General features: G+C 60.8%; 13 protein-coding genes. 8 read left to right on the forward strand and 5 right to left on the reverse strand.

Annotated features, from left to right (window positions below):
- Positions 1–77: 77 nt before the first annotated feature.
- From AX768_RS23435 to AX768_RS23455, 5 genes are all read left to right on the forward strand, one after another.
- On the forward strand, positions 78–1,145 hold the full coding sequence (locus AX768_RS23435; protein WP_062002540.1) for an alpha/beta fold hydrolase: 1,068 nt from the start codon (positions 78–80) through the stop codon (positions 1,143–1,145).
- Positions 1,146–1,492: 347 nt separating this feature from the next.
- Positions 1,493–2,899, forward strand: a complete 1,407-nt coding sequence (locus AX768_RS23440; RefSeq protein ID WP_062002541.1) for a circularly permuted type 2 ATP-grasp protein — start codon at positions 1,493–1,495, stop codon at positions 2,897–2,899.
- Between the two features lie 69 nt (positions 2,900–2,968).
- Positions 2,969–3,922 (forward strand): alpha-E domain-containing protein, encoded by a 954-nt coding sequence (locus AX768_RS23445; protein WP_062003617.1) that lies wholly within the window; start codon positions 2,969–2,971, stop codon positions 3,920–3,922.
- A 23-nt stretch (positions 3,923–3,945) separates the two neighbouring features.
- Positions 3,946–4,743: a transglutaminase family protein gene (locus AX768_RS23450; protein WP_062002542.1), complete on the forward strand. Its 798-nt coding sequence runs from the start codon at positions 3,946–3,948 to the stop codon at positions 4,741–4,743.
- Positions 4,744–4,907: 164 nt separating this feature from the next.
- Positions 4,908–5,777 carry a proteasome-type protease gene (locus AX768_RS23455; protein WP_075358928.1) on the forward strand — a complete coding sequence of 290 codons (870 nt, stop codon included), beginning with the start codon at positions 4,908–4,910 and terminating at the stop codon, positions 5,775–5,777.
- 165 nt (positions 5,778–5,942) lie between these two features.
- Here the strand turns inward: AX768_RS23455 and AX768_RS23460 are convergent, their stop codons facing one another.
- The 5 genes from AX768_RS23460 to cobA form a co-directional block, all read right to left on the reverse strand.
- Positions 5,943–7,115: a porin gene (locus AX768_RS23460; protein WP_062002544.1), complete on the reverse strand. Its 1,173-nt coding sequence runs from the start codon at positions 7,113–7,115 to the stop codon at positions 5,943–5,945.
- Between the two features lie 359 nt (positions 7,116–7,474).
- Positions 7,475–8,776: a YihY/virulence factor BrkB family protein gene (locus tag AX768_RS23465; protein ID WP_062002545.1), complete on the reverse strand. Its 1,302-nt coding sequence runs from the start codon at positions 8,774–8,776 to the stop codon at positions 7,475–7,477.
- 333 nt (positions 8,777–9,109) lie between these two features.
- Complete coding sequence (locus AX768_RS23470; protein WP_062002546.1) at positions 9,110–10,252, reverse strand: CmpA/NrtA family ABC transporter substrate-binding protein; 1,143 nt, start codon at positions 10,250–10,252, stop codon at positions 9,110–9,112.
- Between the two features lie 11 nt (positions 10,253–10,263).
- On the reverse strand, positions 10,264–10,839 hold the full coding sequence (locus AX768_RS23475; RefSeq protein ID WP_062002547.1) for an ANTAR domain-containing response regulator: 576 nt from the start codon (positions 10,837–10,839) through the stop codon (positions 10,264–10,266).
- 63 nt (positions 10,840–10,902) lie between these two features.
- Entirely contained in the window at positions 10,903–11,658 is a 756-nt protein-coding gene (cobA, locus tag AX768_RS23480) for a uroporphyrinogen-III C-methyltransferase (RefSeq protein ID WP_062003618.1), read from the reverse strand.
- A gap of 495 nt (positions 11,659–12,153) precedes the next feature.
- Here cobA and AX768_RS23485 point away from each other — a divergent pair, with 495 nt between their 5' ends.
- Genes AX768_RS23485 through nirD form a run of 3 tightly spaced genes read left to right on the forward strand, consistent with a single transcriptional unit; the run spans position 12,154 to position 16,389 of the window.
- Positions 12,154–13,482 carry an MFS transporter gene (locus tag AX768_RS23485; RefSeq protein ID WP_062002548.1) on the forward strand — a complete coding sequence of 443 codons (1,329 nt, stop codon included), beginning with the start codon at positions 12,154–12,156 and terminating at the stop codon, positions 13,480–13,482.
- 13 nt (positions 13,483–13,495) lie between these two features.
- A complete protein-coding gene (gene nirB / locus AX768_RS23490) occupies positions 13,496–16,030 on the forward strand; it encodes a nitrite reductase large subunit NirB (protein ID WP_062002549.1) in 2,535 nt (844 codons plus the stop codon).
- Positions 16,031–16,041: 11 nt separating this feature from the next.
- Positions 16,042–16,389 carry a nitrite reductase small subunit NirD gene (nirD, locus tag AX768_RS23495; RefSeq protein WP_062003619.1) on the forward strand — a complete coding sequence of 116 codons (348 nt, stop codon included), beginning with the start codon at positions 16,042–16,044 and terminating at the stop codon, positions 16,387–16,389.
- The last annotated feature ends 1 nt before the right edge of the window (position 16,390 follow it).

Consider the following 16,390-nt stretch of genomic DNA (forward strand, 5'->3'; position numbering starts at 1 on the left):
TCCCTCGCCGCGGCAGCGTGGCCCAAGCGCCCGAAAATGTCGGTCCTTCCTGTTTTTATCTGCGAGTTCTTGCGCCCATGACTGTGACCCGCCGCATGTTCTGCGCTGTTGTAGCTTCGGTTTCCTTGCTTGCATCGCCGGTGTTTGCCAACGCCGTGTCAACGGACGGGCCGGCATCTGCCACCGCGCCCGCCGCCGATAACGACGGTCCCGTCTACGGTCCCGAATTGCAGGGCTTCGACTATCCGTATCCCGTCGGCCAGTTCGCAATTTCATCGCAAAGGCAGATCGTGCGCATGGCGTACATGGATGTGGCGTCGAAGAACCCGAACGGCCGGACCGTGGTCCTGCTTCACGGCAAGAACTTCTGCGCCGCGACGTGGAAAGAGAGCATCGATGTGCTGACGAACACGGGTTATCGCGTGATTGCGCCGGATCAGATCGGTTTTTGCAAATCGACCAAACCCACGCGTTATCAGTACACGTTCCAGCAACTTGCCCGCAACACGCACGCGCTGCTCGAGGCGCTCGGCGTGAAGAAGGCGACGCTCGTGGCGCACTCCACCGGCGGCATGATCGCCGTCCGATACGCGCTCATGTACCCGCAGGAGACCGAGCAACTCGTGCTCGTGAACCCGATCGGCCTTGAAGACTGGAAGGCGAAGGGCGTGCCGTCGATTTCCATCGACGACTGGTATACGCGCGAGCTGAAGACTACCGCCGACGGCATTCGCAAGTACGAGCAGTCCACCTATTACGCGGGCCACTGGGACGCGCGCTACGAGCCGTGGGTGCAAATGCTGGCGGGGATGTACCGCGGGCCGGGGAAGGATCTGGTGGCGTGGAACTCGGCGCTGCTCTACGACATGATCTATACCCAGCCGGTGGTGTATGAATTTGGCCAGATCCGGACGCCGACCTTGCTGCTGATTGGCGACAAGGACACGACGGCGATCGGCAAGGATCTCGCACCTGCGGATATCCGGCCGACGCTCGGGCGGTATCCCGAACTGGCGAAGCAGGCTGCGGCGGCGATTCCGGGCGCGAAGCTCGTCGAGTTTCCAGATTTCGGCCACGCTCCGCAAATGCAGGATCCGCAGGCGTTTCACAAGGCGTTGCTCGAAGGGCTTTCGGCGCGCAACTAGTTTCAATGCAATGCGCGGCGGTAAATGCCGGCCGCGCATTGGACACCGCCTCTAAAATCCACGTTCAAGAATCCGTGACCTGGCCTGCCGTGCACCAAACGGGGGCAGGGCGCGGATGACGCTTGGCATCGGCGAAATCCGGTCGCACCTGTTTGAAGCAGCGCCCCCGCATAACCCGCCAAAACAATGAGTAAAAACAAGTATTAAAAAAATGGCACGGCTGTTGCTTTATTGGGGATACTGAAACTACGAGAGCGTCGGACAAAAGGCGTGGCCAGGCGGCAGCATCTATATCGCCGATCCACCCACGAGCGGCATTCGCGCCGCGATCAAAAAAGGACGCACAGATGCAGATCTACGACGAAATGCGTCACGAAGAAACCGTGCGGGCGCACTACGCGCGGTTTTCCCGGTGGCTTTCCACGCAAAGCCCCGAAACCATCACGCGCAAACGCGCCGAAGCGGATCTGCTGTTCCGGCGCGTGGGCATCACGTTCGCCGTGAATGGCGACTTGTCCGGCACCGAGCGCCTGATTCCCTTTGACATGATTCCGCGCATCATCCCCGGGGATGAATGGCGCAAGCTCGAAGCGGGTCTCAGGCAGCGCGTGCGTGCGCTGAACATGTTCATCCGCGATATTTATCACGATCACGACATCGTCCGGGCGGGGAAGATCCCGGCTGAGCAGGTGTACACCAACGCGCAGTATCGGCCGGAAATGCAGGGCGTGGATGTGCCGCTCGATGTCTATGCGCACGTGGCCGGTGTCGATGTGGTCCGCGCCGGCGACGCGGGCGAGTTCTACGTGCTGGAAGACAATCTGCGCGTGCCGTCGGGCGTGTCGTACATGCTCGAAAACCGCAAGATGATGATGCGGCTCTTCCCGGAACTGTTTGTGCAGAACCGCATTGCGCCGGTGGCGCACTATCCGGATTTGCTGCTGGAGACCCTGCGCTCCATCGCGCCGGCCGGCGTTGACGATCCCAACGTGGTCGTGCTGACGCCCGGTATGTACAACTCGGCGTATTTTGAGCATTCGTTCCTCGCGCAGCAAATGGGCGTTGAACTGGTCGAGGGCAAGGATCTTTTCGTCGATGAAAACTATGTCTTCATGCGCACGACGCAAGGGCCGAAGCGCGTCGATGTGATTTACCGGCGGCTCGACGACGACTTCATGGACCCGCTCGCGTTTCGCACGGACTCGGCGCTGGGCGTGCCGGGCTTGCTGACGTCGTATCGCGCGGGCCGTGTGGCGTTGGCGAATGCAATGGGCACAGGCATCGCCGACGACAAATCCATCTACCCGTTCGTGCCCGACATGATCGAGTTCTACCTCGGCGAGACGCCGATCCTGAACAACGTGCCGACGTTCCAGTGCCGCAAGCCTGACGATCTCGCGTACACGCTCGCGCATTTGCCGGAGCTCGTCGTGAAGGAGGTCCACGGCGCGGGCGGCTACGGCATGCTGGTCGGGCCGGCATCGACGAAAGCCGAGATCGAGTCCTTCCGTGAACGCCTGATCGCGCGGCCCGATGGGTACATCGCGCAGCCGACGCTTGCGTTGTCCGCGTGTCCGACTTTCGTGGAATCGGGTATCGCGCCGAGACATATCGATTTGCGGCCGTTCGTGCTGTCCGGCAAGGAAGTGACGATGGCCGCCGGCGGCCTCACGCGCGTGGCATTGAAGGAGGGTTCGCTGGTCGTGAATTCGTCGCAGGGCGGCGGCACGAAAGATACCTGGATGGTGGATTAATCACTCGAAGGGCTACGGCCTCGAGCGTGGCGCGGTTTCAGCGCTGCATAACAACGGAACGCCATCATGATGCTAAGCCGTACAGCCGATCACCTTTTCTGGATGGCCCGCTACATGGAGCGGGCAGAGAACACGGCACGCATGCTCGACATCAACCTGAAGGGCATGCTGCTGCCGCAGACGCCCGAACAGATCGCGCGTGCGCAGCGCTCAGTGTTACGTATTTCGGAGCTCGAATCATTTTTCGAGCAGCGTTTCCCGGGCTCTGATTCGCTCGAAGACATGCTGCATTTCATGGTTGCCGACTCGGGCAATCCGTCGAGCATCATTTCGTGTCTGCACGCGACTCGAGAAAACGCGCGCGCCGTTCGCGGCACATTGACCACTGAAGCCTGGGAAACCATCAACTTCACCTGGCTCGAATTCGGCGAAAAGCTCGCCGCCGGCGAACTCGAAAACAGCCCGGATACGCTTTTCGAATGGGTCAAGTACCGCTCGAACTTGTGCCGCGGCGTGATGGTCGGCACGGCGCTTCACGACGACGCCTTCTGGTTCATCCAGCTCGGCATGTACCTGGAACGCGCGGACAACACGGCGCGCATCCTGGACGTGCGTTTTGCCGATGCCGAGCCCAACTCCCGCGAAGCCGCCCGGCAACTGGAAGACTTCTATTACTGGACATCGATATTGAGTTCGGTGTCGGCGCTCGAAATCTACCGCAAGGTGTATCGCGATGTCGTGACGCCTTCGCGCGTGGTCGAGTTGCTGATCCTCAACGCGCAAATGCCGCGTTCGTTGCTGGCATCGCTCGATGGCGTTTGCGAGACGCTCGACAAGCTGCGCACGAACGGATCGAACGATTGCGAGCGCTTTGCAGGCAAGCTGCGCGCCGACGTGCTGTACACGGATATCCGCCAGATTCTCGAAACCGGTGTGCACGCCTATTTGACGCAATTCCTGAAACGGGTCGATGAGTTGGGTGTACGCGTGATGCGTACGTTCCTCATGTTGCCTCTCGCCTGAACGCATCCGTACTGGGAAAAATCATGCTTCTGACCATTCGGCATCACACAAGTTACCGTTACGCCGTGCCCGTGCAGTATTCCATTCAGCAACTGCGCATGACGCCGGCCAACGGCTCGGCGCAGATGGTGCGGCGCTGGCATATCGATACCGTCGGCAAGCTCGACGTCACTCGCGATGCGTATTCCAATACCCTGCATACGCTCGTGCTGACCAAACCGCATACCGAGATCAACCTGTCGGTGACGGGGCAGGTCGAGACCACCTTGCTGGACGGCGGCCGCCTCAACGACGGCCCCGGCCGGATTCCGCTGCAGCATTACACGTGTCACACGGCGTTGACCGAAGCCGATGCGTCGATCCGCGAGCTCGCACATTCTGTATCGAAGATCGACTCGCCGGCGGCACTGATTGCGCTGGCTGAGAACATCGAAGGGAAAGTGCAGTTCAAGGCGGGCGTGACAGCCGTCACGAGCACGGCGGCCGAAGCGCTGAAACTCGGCAACGGCGTGTGTCAGGATCACGCGCATCTCATGCTCGCCTGCTGCCGCTCGCGTGGCGTGCCCGCGCGTTATGTGAGCGGTTACATCGATCCGGGCGATGTGCCGCATGCCGCAAGCCACGCGTGGGTGGATGTGTGGCTCGACGACGTGTGGGTATCGGTGGATGTGACGCACGCCGCGTTCGCGAGCGGCCGATACTGCCGGCTCGCTGTTGCGCGCGACTACGAAGCCGCGGCGCCGGTGCGCGGCTCGCGGGTGGGCGGCAAGGAAGAGCGCATGAGCGTGGATGTATCGGTGCAGGCAATGGCCGATCAGTAACCAGGCGGCAGCCGTTGATTTTCGCTCAAGTGCACGCCGGATTTGCCGATATGTTAAAAGTAAATGAGCGGTGAGTTTCGGCACACGTTTTTCAGCACCTTTCTGGCCCGGTCCGGCGAGAGCGCGCTTACAATACTGGTTTGCTTCTTTCAGGGATTCGACGGATGACTTATTGCGTGGCAATGCGCGTTGACGAAGGACTGGTTTTCCTGTCCGATACACGCACGAACGCCGGGGTCGACCACGTCAGCGCGGCCCGCAAGATGGCGGTCTTCGAACAACCCGGCGATCGCGTCCTGGTGCTGCTTGCGGCCGGCAACCTGGCCTTGACGCAAGCTGTCATGCAGTTGTTGTCGGAACCGGCTCCTGAAGACAAGCTCACGCTCTACAACGCGCCTTCCATGGCGGATGCGGCAAGGCTCGTTGGCGAAGCCGTGCGCGAGGTCCACAGGCGGGACGCGGCGACGCTTGCGGAATTCAGTGTCGACTTCAATTGCAGCTTCATTCTTGGCGGACAGATTCGCGGCGCGAACACGCGCCTGTTCATGATCTATTCGGCGGGCAATTTTGTCGAAGCGTCGCTGGTGAGCCCGTATTTCCAGATCGGCGAATCGAAATATGGGAAGCCGATCATCGATCGCGTGATCACGCCCTCCACGCCGCTCGATGAAGTCGCCAAGTGCGCGCTGGTTTCGATGGACTCCACGTTGCGATCCAATCTGTCGGTAGGCTTGCCGCTCGATCTGCTGGTCTACGAGAAAGACTCGCTGCAGGTGACGCGTTTTTCCACGCTCGATCACGACAACCAGTATTTCCAGATGATCCACCGCACGTGGGGCGAACGCCTGCGGCAGATCTTCGGCGAGATTCCGAATCCCACATGGGCCGATCCGGCAAATGTACCGCTGCGGGCGCGCGAGACGGTATCGAGCGTGCCGCGCGTGGTGCACGGCGACGCGTTGACGCAGCCGGACACATCGGCGCCGCCGTTCCAGACGCTGATGCAGCCGGATACCGGACGATCTCAGCAGTAGGTTTTCCGCCGGATGCCGTCACGAAAAAAGCCCGCTGTCGAAAGACAGCGGGCTTTTTGCTCGATGGTCGTCACGTCTTGACGGTTGCACATAAAAAAACAGCCATCGACCTGGGGCCAATGGCTGTTTCTTGAATCGAAGCCGAAACCGGCTTCAGATCCAGCTTTAGAACTTGTGACGGATACCGACGATCACGAGTTCCTGGTTGCTCGTACCAGCGTAGCCGTACGAACCGATCGAAGCTTGCGCAGCCTGATCGACGCGAACCGTCTGGCCTGCTGCATTCGTCGTGTACGTAGCTTGCGTACCGCTTGCGTGCTGATAAGCCGCTACAGCGTAGAAGTCCGTACGCTTCGAAACCGAGTAGTCCGCACCCAGCGAAGCCTGGTGGTACTTGGCCGACGTATCGCCGCTTGCCTTCTCGTACGTGTAGCCTGCGCCCAACAGCAGAGCCGGCGTAGCCTGGAAGTTCACGAACGCGTTGCCGATGTTGTACTTCTGCGTCGACGAGTATGCCGAGTTGCCGTCCGGTGCGTACTGCGCATTGCTGTACGACGCGCCGACCGTTACCGGGCCGATTGCGTACTGGGCAGCAGCGCGAGCGATACCGATCGAGTGAGCGGTCGTGTAGCCGTTGTTGATCGGGCCATCGAACAGCGAATCCGACGACGGGCTGTTCCATGCCGGTCCGCGGCCAGCGCTCGGGTTGCTCGAGTAGAAGTAACCAGCAGCCAGGCCCAACGGGCCGTTGTTGTATGCAACTGCGCCCGACCACGTCTGGCCTTGGCCAGTCGTGCCAGCGAGGTTGCTGAAGCCGTACAAACCTTCAACTTGCAGGCCGGCCCAGTTCGGCGACACGTACTTGACAGCATTCGACGTACGCAAGCTGTTGTCGTAGTTGTCTACGTCGCCCGGGGTTGCGAAGGCCGAACCGAAGTAGTTGTCAGCCGTGATGCCTTGCACCATGTCGACCAGCGGGTCGTATTGACGACCGATCGTGACCGTACCGTACTGGTCAGCGGTCAAACCGACGAACGCTTGACGACCAAATTCGCGGCCGCCCTGGCCAAGACGGCCTGTGCCCACGTCAAAGCCGCTTTCCAACTGGAAAATTGCCTTCAGACCGCCACCAAGGTCTTCCTGACCCTTCAAGCCCCAACGATCGCCCGACAGGTTGCCGTTAATCATGCCGACCAGCTTCTGATTGCCTTGTGCGTTGTGCACGTAGCCGATGCCCGAGTCGATCACGCCGTACAGCGTCACGCTATTTTGCGCTTGGGCTGCGCCAGCTGCGCCGAGCAGTGCCAGCGAAAGGGAAGTCAGTGCGAAACGTTTCATCGAGTTCTCCACGCGAAGATTTAAATTCGTTGTTGCCGGCGCAGAGAATAACGCAGCGTTACAACAGTGAAGAACCAGAAAATAAAACGTGTCTCGAAAATCAGACACTTTGCGCGTTGAACAGGAAGAAGCATTGCAGTCAAGCCTGTCAAGGGCTTAGCGCGGGATTCATCTATTGAAATAAGCGGGACTGGACTTTCCTGCGAAAGTTCCCGTTAATGAATGGCCGGTAGAAGTCGGTCCAAATCTTTATTAGTTTTTTACTAATTCAGCGTTATAGCAATACGTTATGGCGTATTACTCGATACAGTCTTTTTGAGCAAAGCCGGCACCGCAGAACGATGCCGGGCATTGCCCCTTTAGTCCATGCGCGGCGGCTGATCCCGCCCCGACAGCAGCGCGAGCGCAATGCCTGCCCCACCCGCGAGCAGCACGGCGCGCCACGGATGACGCCGCACCAGGTCATTCGCCCGCACCGCCTTCCTGCCGCAACCAAGCATGGCTTGCGCCGTCGCTCTGGTGGCGGTCGTTTCCGCTTTGGCAAGCTTACGGCTGAGCGTGAGTGCCGTACTCAACGCCGAGACCTTTTTCCGTGCTTGCTGCGTGAGCTTCTGCGAGCGCTCGGCACGCTGTTCTATCGATGTACGCGCCGCGCCAGGTATGAGCGCAGCGCTGTGGGATTCGGCGACAGATGCATCCGTGGAGCGTCCGCTGATAGTGGACCCTGCAAGCATTGATCCGATCTTGGCGCGACTGCCGGGCGGAACACGGCCGCTTTGCTGGCCCCATGCGCCGCGCGGATCATGAAGGCGTGCGCGCGCAGCGGAGAATTCCGCGCCGAGCAGCAACACCGCCGCCGAGAAGTACAACCACATCAGCAATACCGCGAGCGAACCCGCTGCACCAAACGAATTGGCCGTACCGGCATGGGTCAGGTAAAACGCGAACAATTTCTTGCCGACAGAAAACAGGATGGCCGCGACCAGGCCGCCTACCAGCGCGTCGCGCCACTGCACGCGGGCATCGGGCAGGAATTTCAGCAGGGCGCCGAACGCCATGGACAAGATGACAAGACCCACGGCAAGCTGAACAATGTCGCCGATGATCACGAACGACGAATCGCCCCACAGCCATTTGCCGACGGCCTGGATGGCGGTATCGAGCACGAGCGACACGATCAGCAGAAAAGCTACGCCGAGTACGAGGCCGAACGAGATCAGCCGGACGCGCACCAATGCGAAGACGCTCGACTTTTGCTCGCCGGCGAGCGGCCAGACAAGATTAAGTGCGGTATTGAGCGATGAAAATGTCGCTGATGCACCCACCGCCAGCAGCACGAATGAGATGACGGCCGCGATCCCGGTTCCGCCGCTGCGATGCGCATTTTCAACAATGCTTTGCACGCTTGCTGCGGCCTGGTCGCCCAGCATGCCGTTGACCTGGTGGAACAACTGGCCGCGCGCCGCTTCGGCGCCGAATACCCAGCCAGCGACTGCGATCACCATGACCAGCGTGGGAGCGAGCGAAAACGCGGAGTAGAACGCGATGCTTGCTGCCATTGCCGCGCACCGGTCCTCGCCGAATTTCTTGAGGGCGCCCATGACCCAGGATGCATCCTTCTTAACGACAGCCTGGAGTTTCTCGGTCGACAACGTGCTCATGGCAGCCTCAAATTCGTTTAGCGGTAAGTTCTGACGGTTTGTAATGCCACGAAGCACGATGCGTTCCACGGTATTGACGCGGAGAGCGCCTGGGCCGGGAGGGCGTAACCAATCAAGCATCGGCTAACAGGAGGGGTGTTGGCAATGGTAAAGCGGATGCATCGGCCATTCGGTCGAGTGCAGCGCCGTCTTTCAAATCGGAGTGTCCAATCGCGGCAGTCGACCGCTTACGCGGTTTCGTCGACCATGACTGTTGGATGGCGGAAGAGAAACGCGCACGTATGTCTCTTTTTATTAGACGATTCCGGCGTTGTTCAGGCAAACATGCTGAAGCTATGCGCGTAAATCAAATCCATCGAGATAAGCGGCCGGATCTTGCCCATCCCACATTTGGCCATCGATAAGAACATCGGCGCGTAGTTCTTCGGGTACGCGCACTTCCATCAACGCAGCCGCCTCGCAATACAGCGCTGTCTCCGAGAGCGCGGCGGCGATCGCGGCATCGTCCTGATCGCCAGAGAGCATTCCCCATCGGCGGTATTGCGTGAGGAACCAGAGGCCATCCGAGGCGCGCGGATAATTCACGGCACCGTCGTTAAAAAAACTGACGCCCGGCGGCTGCACGGCGAACTGCGCCGGGTCGTAGTGGCCGAGCAGCCGTTGCTCGATCAGCGCCTGCGGCGCGTCGACCACATCGGGTGCCGCGAGCCACGCTGAGATATCCATACGATGCTTCGGGTAATCGAGCCATCGGCAAGCTTCCAGCATGGTCTGGATCAGCGCGCGCGATGTGTTCGGGTTTTGCGCCACAAAATCGCGGCGGCTCGCGAGCACTTTCTCCGGATGCTCCGGCCAGATCTGGCTCGTGACCGCGACCGTTTTGCCCGCGCCGCGCGCTTCGGCCACGGCGTTCCAGGGCTCGCCGACACACAGGCCGTCGAGTTCTCCGTCAATCAGCGCGTCGACCATTTGCGGCGGCGGGATCACGACGCTGCGGATATCGCGTATTGGATGCACGCCCTGAGACGCGAGCCAGTAGTAAAGCCACATGGCGTGGGTGCCGGTCGGGAAAGTCTGCGCAAACACTGGACGACGCCCTAGCGTGGCAAGCGCGTCTTTCAGGTTGCCGTGCTGTTTCAACGCCGCGGTCAGCCGGTTCGACAACGTGATCGCCTGCCCGTTGCGATTCAGGACCATGAGCACGGCCATATCGCCCCGCGGTCCGCCGATACCCATTTGCACGCCGCACACGAGACCATATAGCGCATGCGCCGCATCGATCTCGCCCGAAAGCAGCTTGTCGCGCACCGCCGCCCACGACGGCTGCCTGCACAACTCGAGCGTCAGGCCATGCCGATGACCAAACTCGAGGACCTTGGCGGCGACGAGCGGCGCAGCGTCGCTCAACGCCACGAAGCCGAGGCGGATATGCGTTTTCTCGGGCTTGCCGATGGAAGAGGGCGAGGAAATATTCATGTCGTTGCAGGCTACCCCAATAGATCAGCCATCGATACCAGTTGCCGGGCGACTTCAGCGAGCTTCATCCCCTGGTCCATCGCGCGTTTGCGCAGCAGGGCGTACGCGTCCTGCTCGGACATCTTGCGCCGGTCCATCAGGAGGCGCTTGGCTTTGTCGATGAGCTTTCTGTCCGCGAGTTCCGTCTCGGCATCGGCCAGGCGTTTGAGCAATTGCACTTCGCGTGCGAAACGCGCGAGCGCGACCTCTAGAATCGGCGCGAGCTTTTCCGCTTCGAGCCCTTCCACGAGATACGCGCTGACGCCGGCGCCGACGGCATCGCGGATCAGTTGCTGGTCGCCATCGTTGCTGAACATGAGGACCGGCCGCGGCGCGGTCTCGTTCATCACGGCGAGCTGCTCGAGTGTGTCGCGCGATGGCGATTCTGTATCGATGATCACTACGTCCGGACGCTGCTCTTCCACCACTCTCGGCAAGGCCGCCGGGGTCGCGACTTCGGCGAGCATGTCATAACCCAGGCGTGCAAGTGCCTGGCGCAAATCGCCGATGGGTTTGTCAGTGTCGGTGACGAGAAGCACGCGAAGCATGGGGCAAGTGCCGGTATTTTTATTCAGGAGCAGCGAAGGCACTTCAGGGGCAAATCGCGCCGGTCAAGCGGCGCGCTGGACATCGGGCGCTGGTTGTTGCATGCACTGCATGGCCTCGCCAATTGCGTTGCCGATCAGGATCACTGCGGGGCTGCTCAAGCCTGCTTCGGTTGCATCGATAGCCAGCCGATCCAGCGTCCCGAGCCATCTGCGTTCGTCTGGCGTCCCTGCCCACTGCACGACGGCCGCGGGCGTGGAAGCGGGCAACGCGCTCATGAGCGAAGCGCACAGGCTTTCGATGCGCGTCATGCCCATATAGATGACGAGCGTTGTTCCGGTCGCGGCGAGCGCGGTCCAGTTCGGCTCGCCGTGGTCCTGTTTGTGCGCGGTGACGAAGGTCACGCCCTGGCAATGCTCGCGATGCGTCAGCGATACACCCAGGCTCGCCGCTGCAGCAAAACCCGACGATATCCCGTTGATGATATCGACGGGAATTTGCGCACGTCGCAACGCCGCGAGCTCTTCGCCGGCACGGCCGAACAACAGCGCGTCGCCACCTTTCACGCGCACGACGTGCAGGCCCTTCAACGCATAACGCTGCATCAGCCGTTCGATGAAAGCCTGCGGCGTCGATTTGCATCCGCCGCGCTTGCCCACGCGAATCACGCGTGCGCGTGGCGCCAGCGACGCGATCCCGGGGTTGGCCAGATCGTCGAGCAAGACAATATCTGCGAGCGCGAGCGCTTTCGCGGCCTTGATGGTCAGCAGGTCGAGGTCGCCCGGGCCTGCGCTTAGCAAAGTAACCTTGCCGGTAGTCATGATGATGATGTCCTTTGGCGGCGTTCCAAAACAAAACGGCATCCGCTCGTGCTTATGCACGAAGGGACGCCGTTGTCCTGGATCGCCGAAAGTAAGCGCAAGACGTCGTTGCCATGCGCTTGAAGGTAAATGCAATAAGCAGGCCAAGACGCGCAAGCAAGCATGGACGTGAACGCCATTCGTCTGCCCGCACGTGCGCAGTGCCGCAGCGCACCGTAGCTGTGCTTTGCTGCATCAAAAAGCATCGGCGCTCATTTTGTGAATTGACGACAAACCCCGTAAAGCCCCGTGCTGCCGTATCCGAGCCCGCATGGCATACACCTTGCGTTTGATGTCGCCAACGGATCAACGACGATCTCGTCTTTTTGCCTCACGCAGCACCGTACTGCAGCACCCTATTGCAGCAGCCCCTATGGGCTTCTTGGACAACGGCGTCCCCTGAATTCAGTCAACTGGCTGGAATCACGGGACGCCTTTTTGTTTTGTGGAACGGCCATGTCAGATAAAGCAACGCGGATCGACCTCTTCAGTTTTCGCACGGCGCCAATGCGCGCTTTTCACCTCACGTGGATGGCATTCTTCGTGTGCTTCTTCGCGTGGTTCGCATGCGCGCCGCTGATGCCATTGATCCAGCGCGAGTTCGGTCTGTCGATCGACCAGGTTGCGAACATCAACATCGCAGCGGTCGCGGCGACCATCCTCGTACGCCTGATCATCGGCCCGATGTGCGATCGATACGGCCCGCGCAAGGTCTATACGGCGTTGCTTGTCCTGGGTGCTTTTCCAGTGCTGGCGGCGGCGCTTTCAGGCGGTTACACGAGCTTTCTTCTTGCGCGTCTGGGGATCGGTGCAGTGGGCGCGAGTTTCGTGATCACGCAATATCACACGTCGGTGATGTCCGCGCCGAACGTGGTCGGCACGGCTAACGCAACGAGCGCCGGATGGGGCAATGCAGGCGCGGGCGCGGCGCAAGCGCTGGTGCCCTTGTTGCTCGCAGCAATGCTTGCCCTGGGCGCAAGCGATGCATCGGCATGGCGCTACGCGCTCGTGGTGCCGGCCCTCGCCATGCCGCTCATGGCGGTGTTCTACTGGCGCCTGACGCAAGACTGCCCGCAAGGCAACTTCGATGAACTGCGCGCGCAAGGCATCACAATCGATGGCGGCAAGAAAGGCGGCTGGGCGAGCTTTCGTGCAGCGTGCGCGAACTATCGCGTATGGATGTTGTTCGTGACCTACGCCGCGTGCTTCGGCGTCGAGGTGTTCATCCATAACATCGCCGCGATCTATTACGTCAACCATTTCCATCTTTCGTTGAAAACCGCGGGCCTTGCAGCGGGCAGCTTCGGCTTGCTCGCGCTCTTCGCACGCGCACTGGGCGGCTGGCTGTCCGACAAGTTTGCCGCGCGCCGCGGACTCGATGTGCGCTCCACCTTGTTGTTCGTGCTGATCGCGGGCGAGGGCCTCGGCTTGTACTGGTTTTCGCGTGAAACCAGTGTCGGGCTCGCCGTTATCGCGATGCTCTGCTTCGGTCTCTTCACGCACATGGCGTGCGGCGCGACGTATGCGCTAGTGCCGTTCATCGACCGCAAGGCGCTTGGCGGCGTGGCCGGGATCATCGGCGCGGGCGGCAACGTGGGCGCAGTCGCAGCAGGCTTCCTGATGAAAGGTCTCGGCAACGTCCAGCAAACTCTGGCAATGCTCGGCGTGCTCGTCTCGATCTCCGCACTCTGCGCGCTGGCCGTGCGCTTCAGCACCGAGCACAAGGCACGCGAAGCCGAATTGCGCGCGGATGCATTGGGCATCAATAACAGCATTGCAAACTGAGAGCGTTCACATCATGAAAATCGTCGTCATCGGTCATGGAATGGTGGGGCACAAGCTTCTCGAATGCATCGCCGAAAAAGCAGGGCATGGACTCGACATCACTGTACTTTGCGAAGAACCGCGACCCGCCTATGACCGCGTGCATCTGTCGGAATTTTTCTCCGGCAAGACGGCGCAGGATCTGTCACTGGTCGAAGCGGGATTCTTCGAGCGCGAGAACGTGCGGCTCGAGCTCAACGTGAAAGCGGTGTCGATCGATCGCATGGCGCGGACGGTGACCGTGTCGAGCGGCGAAGTGCTGGGCTACGACAAGCTCGTTCTCGCAACCGGGTCCTATCCGTTCGTGCCGCCGGTGGCGGGTAACGACCGGGCTGACTGCTTTGTGTATCGGACGATTGAAGATCTGGAAGCGATGAAGGAGTGCGGCGCGCGATCCCGGACCGGTACGGTCGTGGGCGGCGGTCTGCTGGGACTGGAATGCGCGAAGGCGTTGCGCGATCTCGGGTTGCAGACGCATGTAGTGGAATTCGCACCGCGCCTGATGGCCGTACAAGTCGATGACAGCGGCGCCCGCGTGCTGCGCAGCAAGATCGAAGAGCTGGGCGTGACGGTTCATACGCAGAAGAATACGGTCGCGATCATCGACGGCGAAGCGGGCACGCACCGCATGCAATTCTCCGATGACACGCATCTCGATACCGACATGATCGTGTTTTCGGCCGGCATTCGCCCGCGGGACGAAATCGCTCGTATCAGCGGCCTCGAAGTGGGTGCGCGCGGCGGTATCGTGATCGACGACAACTGCGTGACGAGCGACGAACACATCTACGCGATCGGCGAATGCGCGTTGTGGCAAGGGCAAGTGTTCGGTCTCGTCGCGCCGGGTTACGACATGGCGCGCGTGGTCGCGAAGCAGTTGCTCGGCGAAGCGCATGCGTTCGCGGGAGCCGACATGAGCACGAAACTGAAGCTCATGGGCGTGGACGTGGCAAGTATTGGCGACGCCCACGGCAAGACGCCGGGCAGCCGTGCGTACCAGTTCAGCGACGAACGCAAGCAGGTCTACAAGAAGATCGTCGTGTCGGATTGCGGCAAGTTCCTGCTCGGCGGCGTGATGGTCGGCGACGCGAACGAGTACGGCACCTTGCTCCAGATGATGCTGAACCGCATCGAGTTGCCGGAGTCGCCAGAGTTCCTGATTCTCCCTTCTTCCGATGGCCAGCAGAAGCCGGGTCTTGGCGTCGATGCGCTTCCTGTCTCGGCGCAGATCTGCTCGTGCAACGACGTATCGAAGGGGACGATTTGCGAAGCTGTGTGTGCCGGCGCGATGAGCATTGGCGCCTTGAAGTCGGCGACCAAGGCAGGAACATCGTGCGGCGGGTGCGTGCCGCTCGTCACGCAAGTGATGAAGGCCGAGATGAAGAAGCAAGGGCTCGCGGTCAACAATCATGTGTGCGAGCACTTTGCGTTTTCGCGGCAGGAGCTTTATCACCTTGTGCGCGTCGAGCGCATCAAGACCTTTGGCGAATTGCTTGCCAAACACGGTCATGGACTGGGCTGCGATATCTGCAAGCCGACAGTGAGCAGCATTCTTGCATCGTGCTGGAACGAGTTCGTGTTGAAGAAGGAACACGCGAGCCTGCAGGACTCGAACGACTACTACCTCGCGAATATCCAGCGCGACGGAACGTACTCCGTCGTGCCGCGCATGGCTGGCGGCGAAGTGACACCCGATGGTTTGATCGCCGTCGGACAGGTCGCGAAGAAGTACGGGCTTTACACGAAGGTAACAGGCGGCGCGAGGGTCGACCTGTTCGGCGCGCGGGTCGAGCAACTGCCGTTCATCTGGGAAGAACTGATTGCCGCCGGGTTCGAATCGGGCCACGCGTACGGCAAGGCGGTGCGTACCGTGAAGTCGTGCGTTGGTTCGACGTGGTGCCGCTTTGGCGTGGGCGATTCCGTGGGCCTCGCGATCGATATCGAGAACCGCTACAAGGGCTTGCGCGCGCCGCACAAGATCAAGTTCGGCGTCTCCGGCTGCACGCGCGAATGCGCGGAAGCGCAGGGCAAGGACGTCGGCATCATCGCGACCGAGAAGGGTTGGAACCTGTACGTCTGCGGCAACGGTGGCATGAAACCGCGCCACGCTGAACTCCTTGCGGCGGATCTGGATGCGGTGACGCTCGTGAAATACATCGACCGCTTCCTGATGTTTTATGTGCGCACCGCTGACCGCTTGCAGCGCACGAGTGTCTGGCGCGACAACCTCGAAGGCGGTCTCGACTATCTGATCGATGTTGTCGTGCACGACAAGCTCGGCCTCGCCGCCGAACTCGAAGCCGAGATGCAGCACGTCGCCGATACCTACGAGTGCGAGTGGAAAAAAGCCGTCACCGATCCCGAAACCCGCAAGCGGTTCCGCCATTTCGTGAACAGCGACGCGTCCGATAACAACGTGAGTTTTGTCGAGGAGCGCGGGCAGATTCGTCCCGCTACGCCCGCTGAACGCAAGTTGATCGGCATCCCTGTCGTTGTCGAAACCGTTTGATGGAGGGCGTCATGAACATTGATCGAATTCCCGCAGCGTGGGTGCCCGTGTGCGCGCTCGATGACATCCTGCCGAACACCGGCGTATGCGCGCTGATCAACGGCACGCAAGTCGCGGTGTTTCATCTCGCCGATGGCGAAGGCGGTGTGTTCGCCATCGATAACTTCGATCCGGGATCGCAGGCCTCGGTGCTCTCGCGCGGACTGATCGGCAATCTGGGCGATCGCATTGTGGTCGCATCGCCGATCTACAAGCATCACTTCGACTTGCGCACCGGCGAGTGCCTCGAGATTCCCGCGAACTCGGTCAACGCGTTTGCAACGCGCGTCGAAGACGGACAAGTCTGGGTCGCGGTCTAAC

This window comes from Burkholderia sp. PAMC 28687, from assembly GCF_001577465.1.
Lineage (GTDB): Bacteria > Pseudomonadota > Gammaproteobacteria > Burkholderiales > Burkholderiaceae > Caballeronia.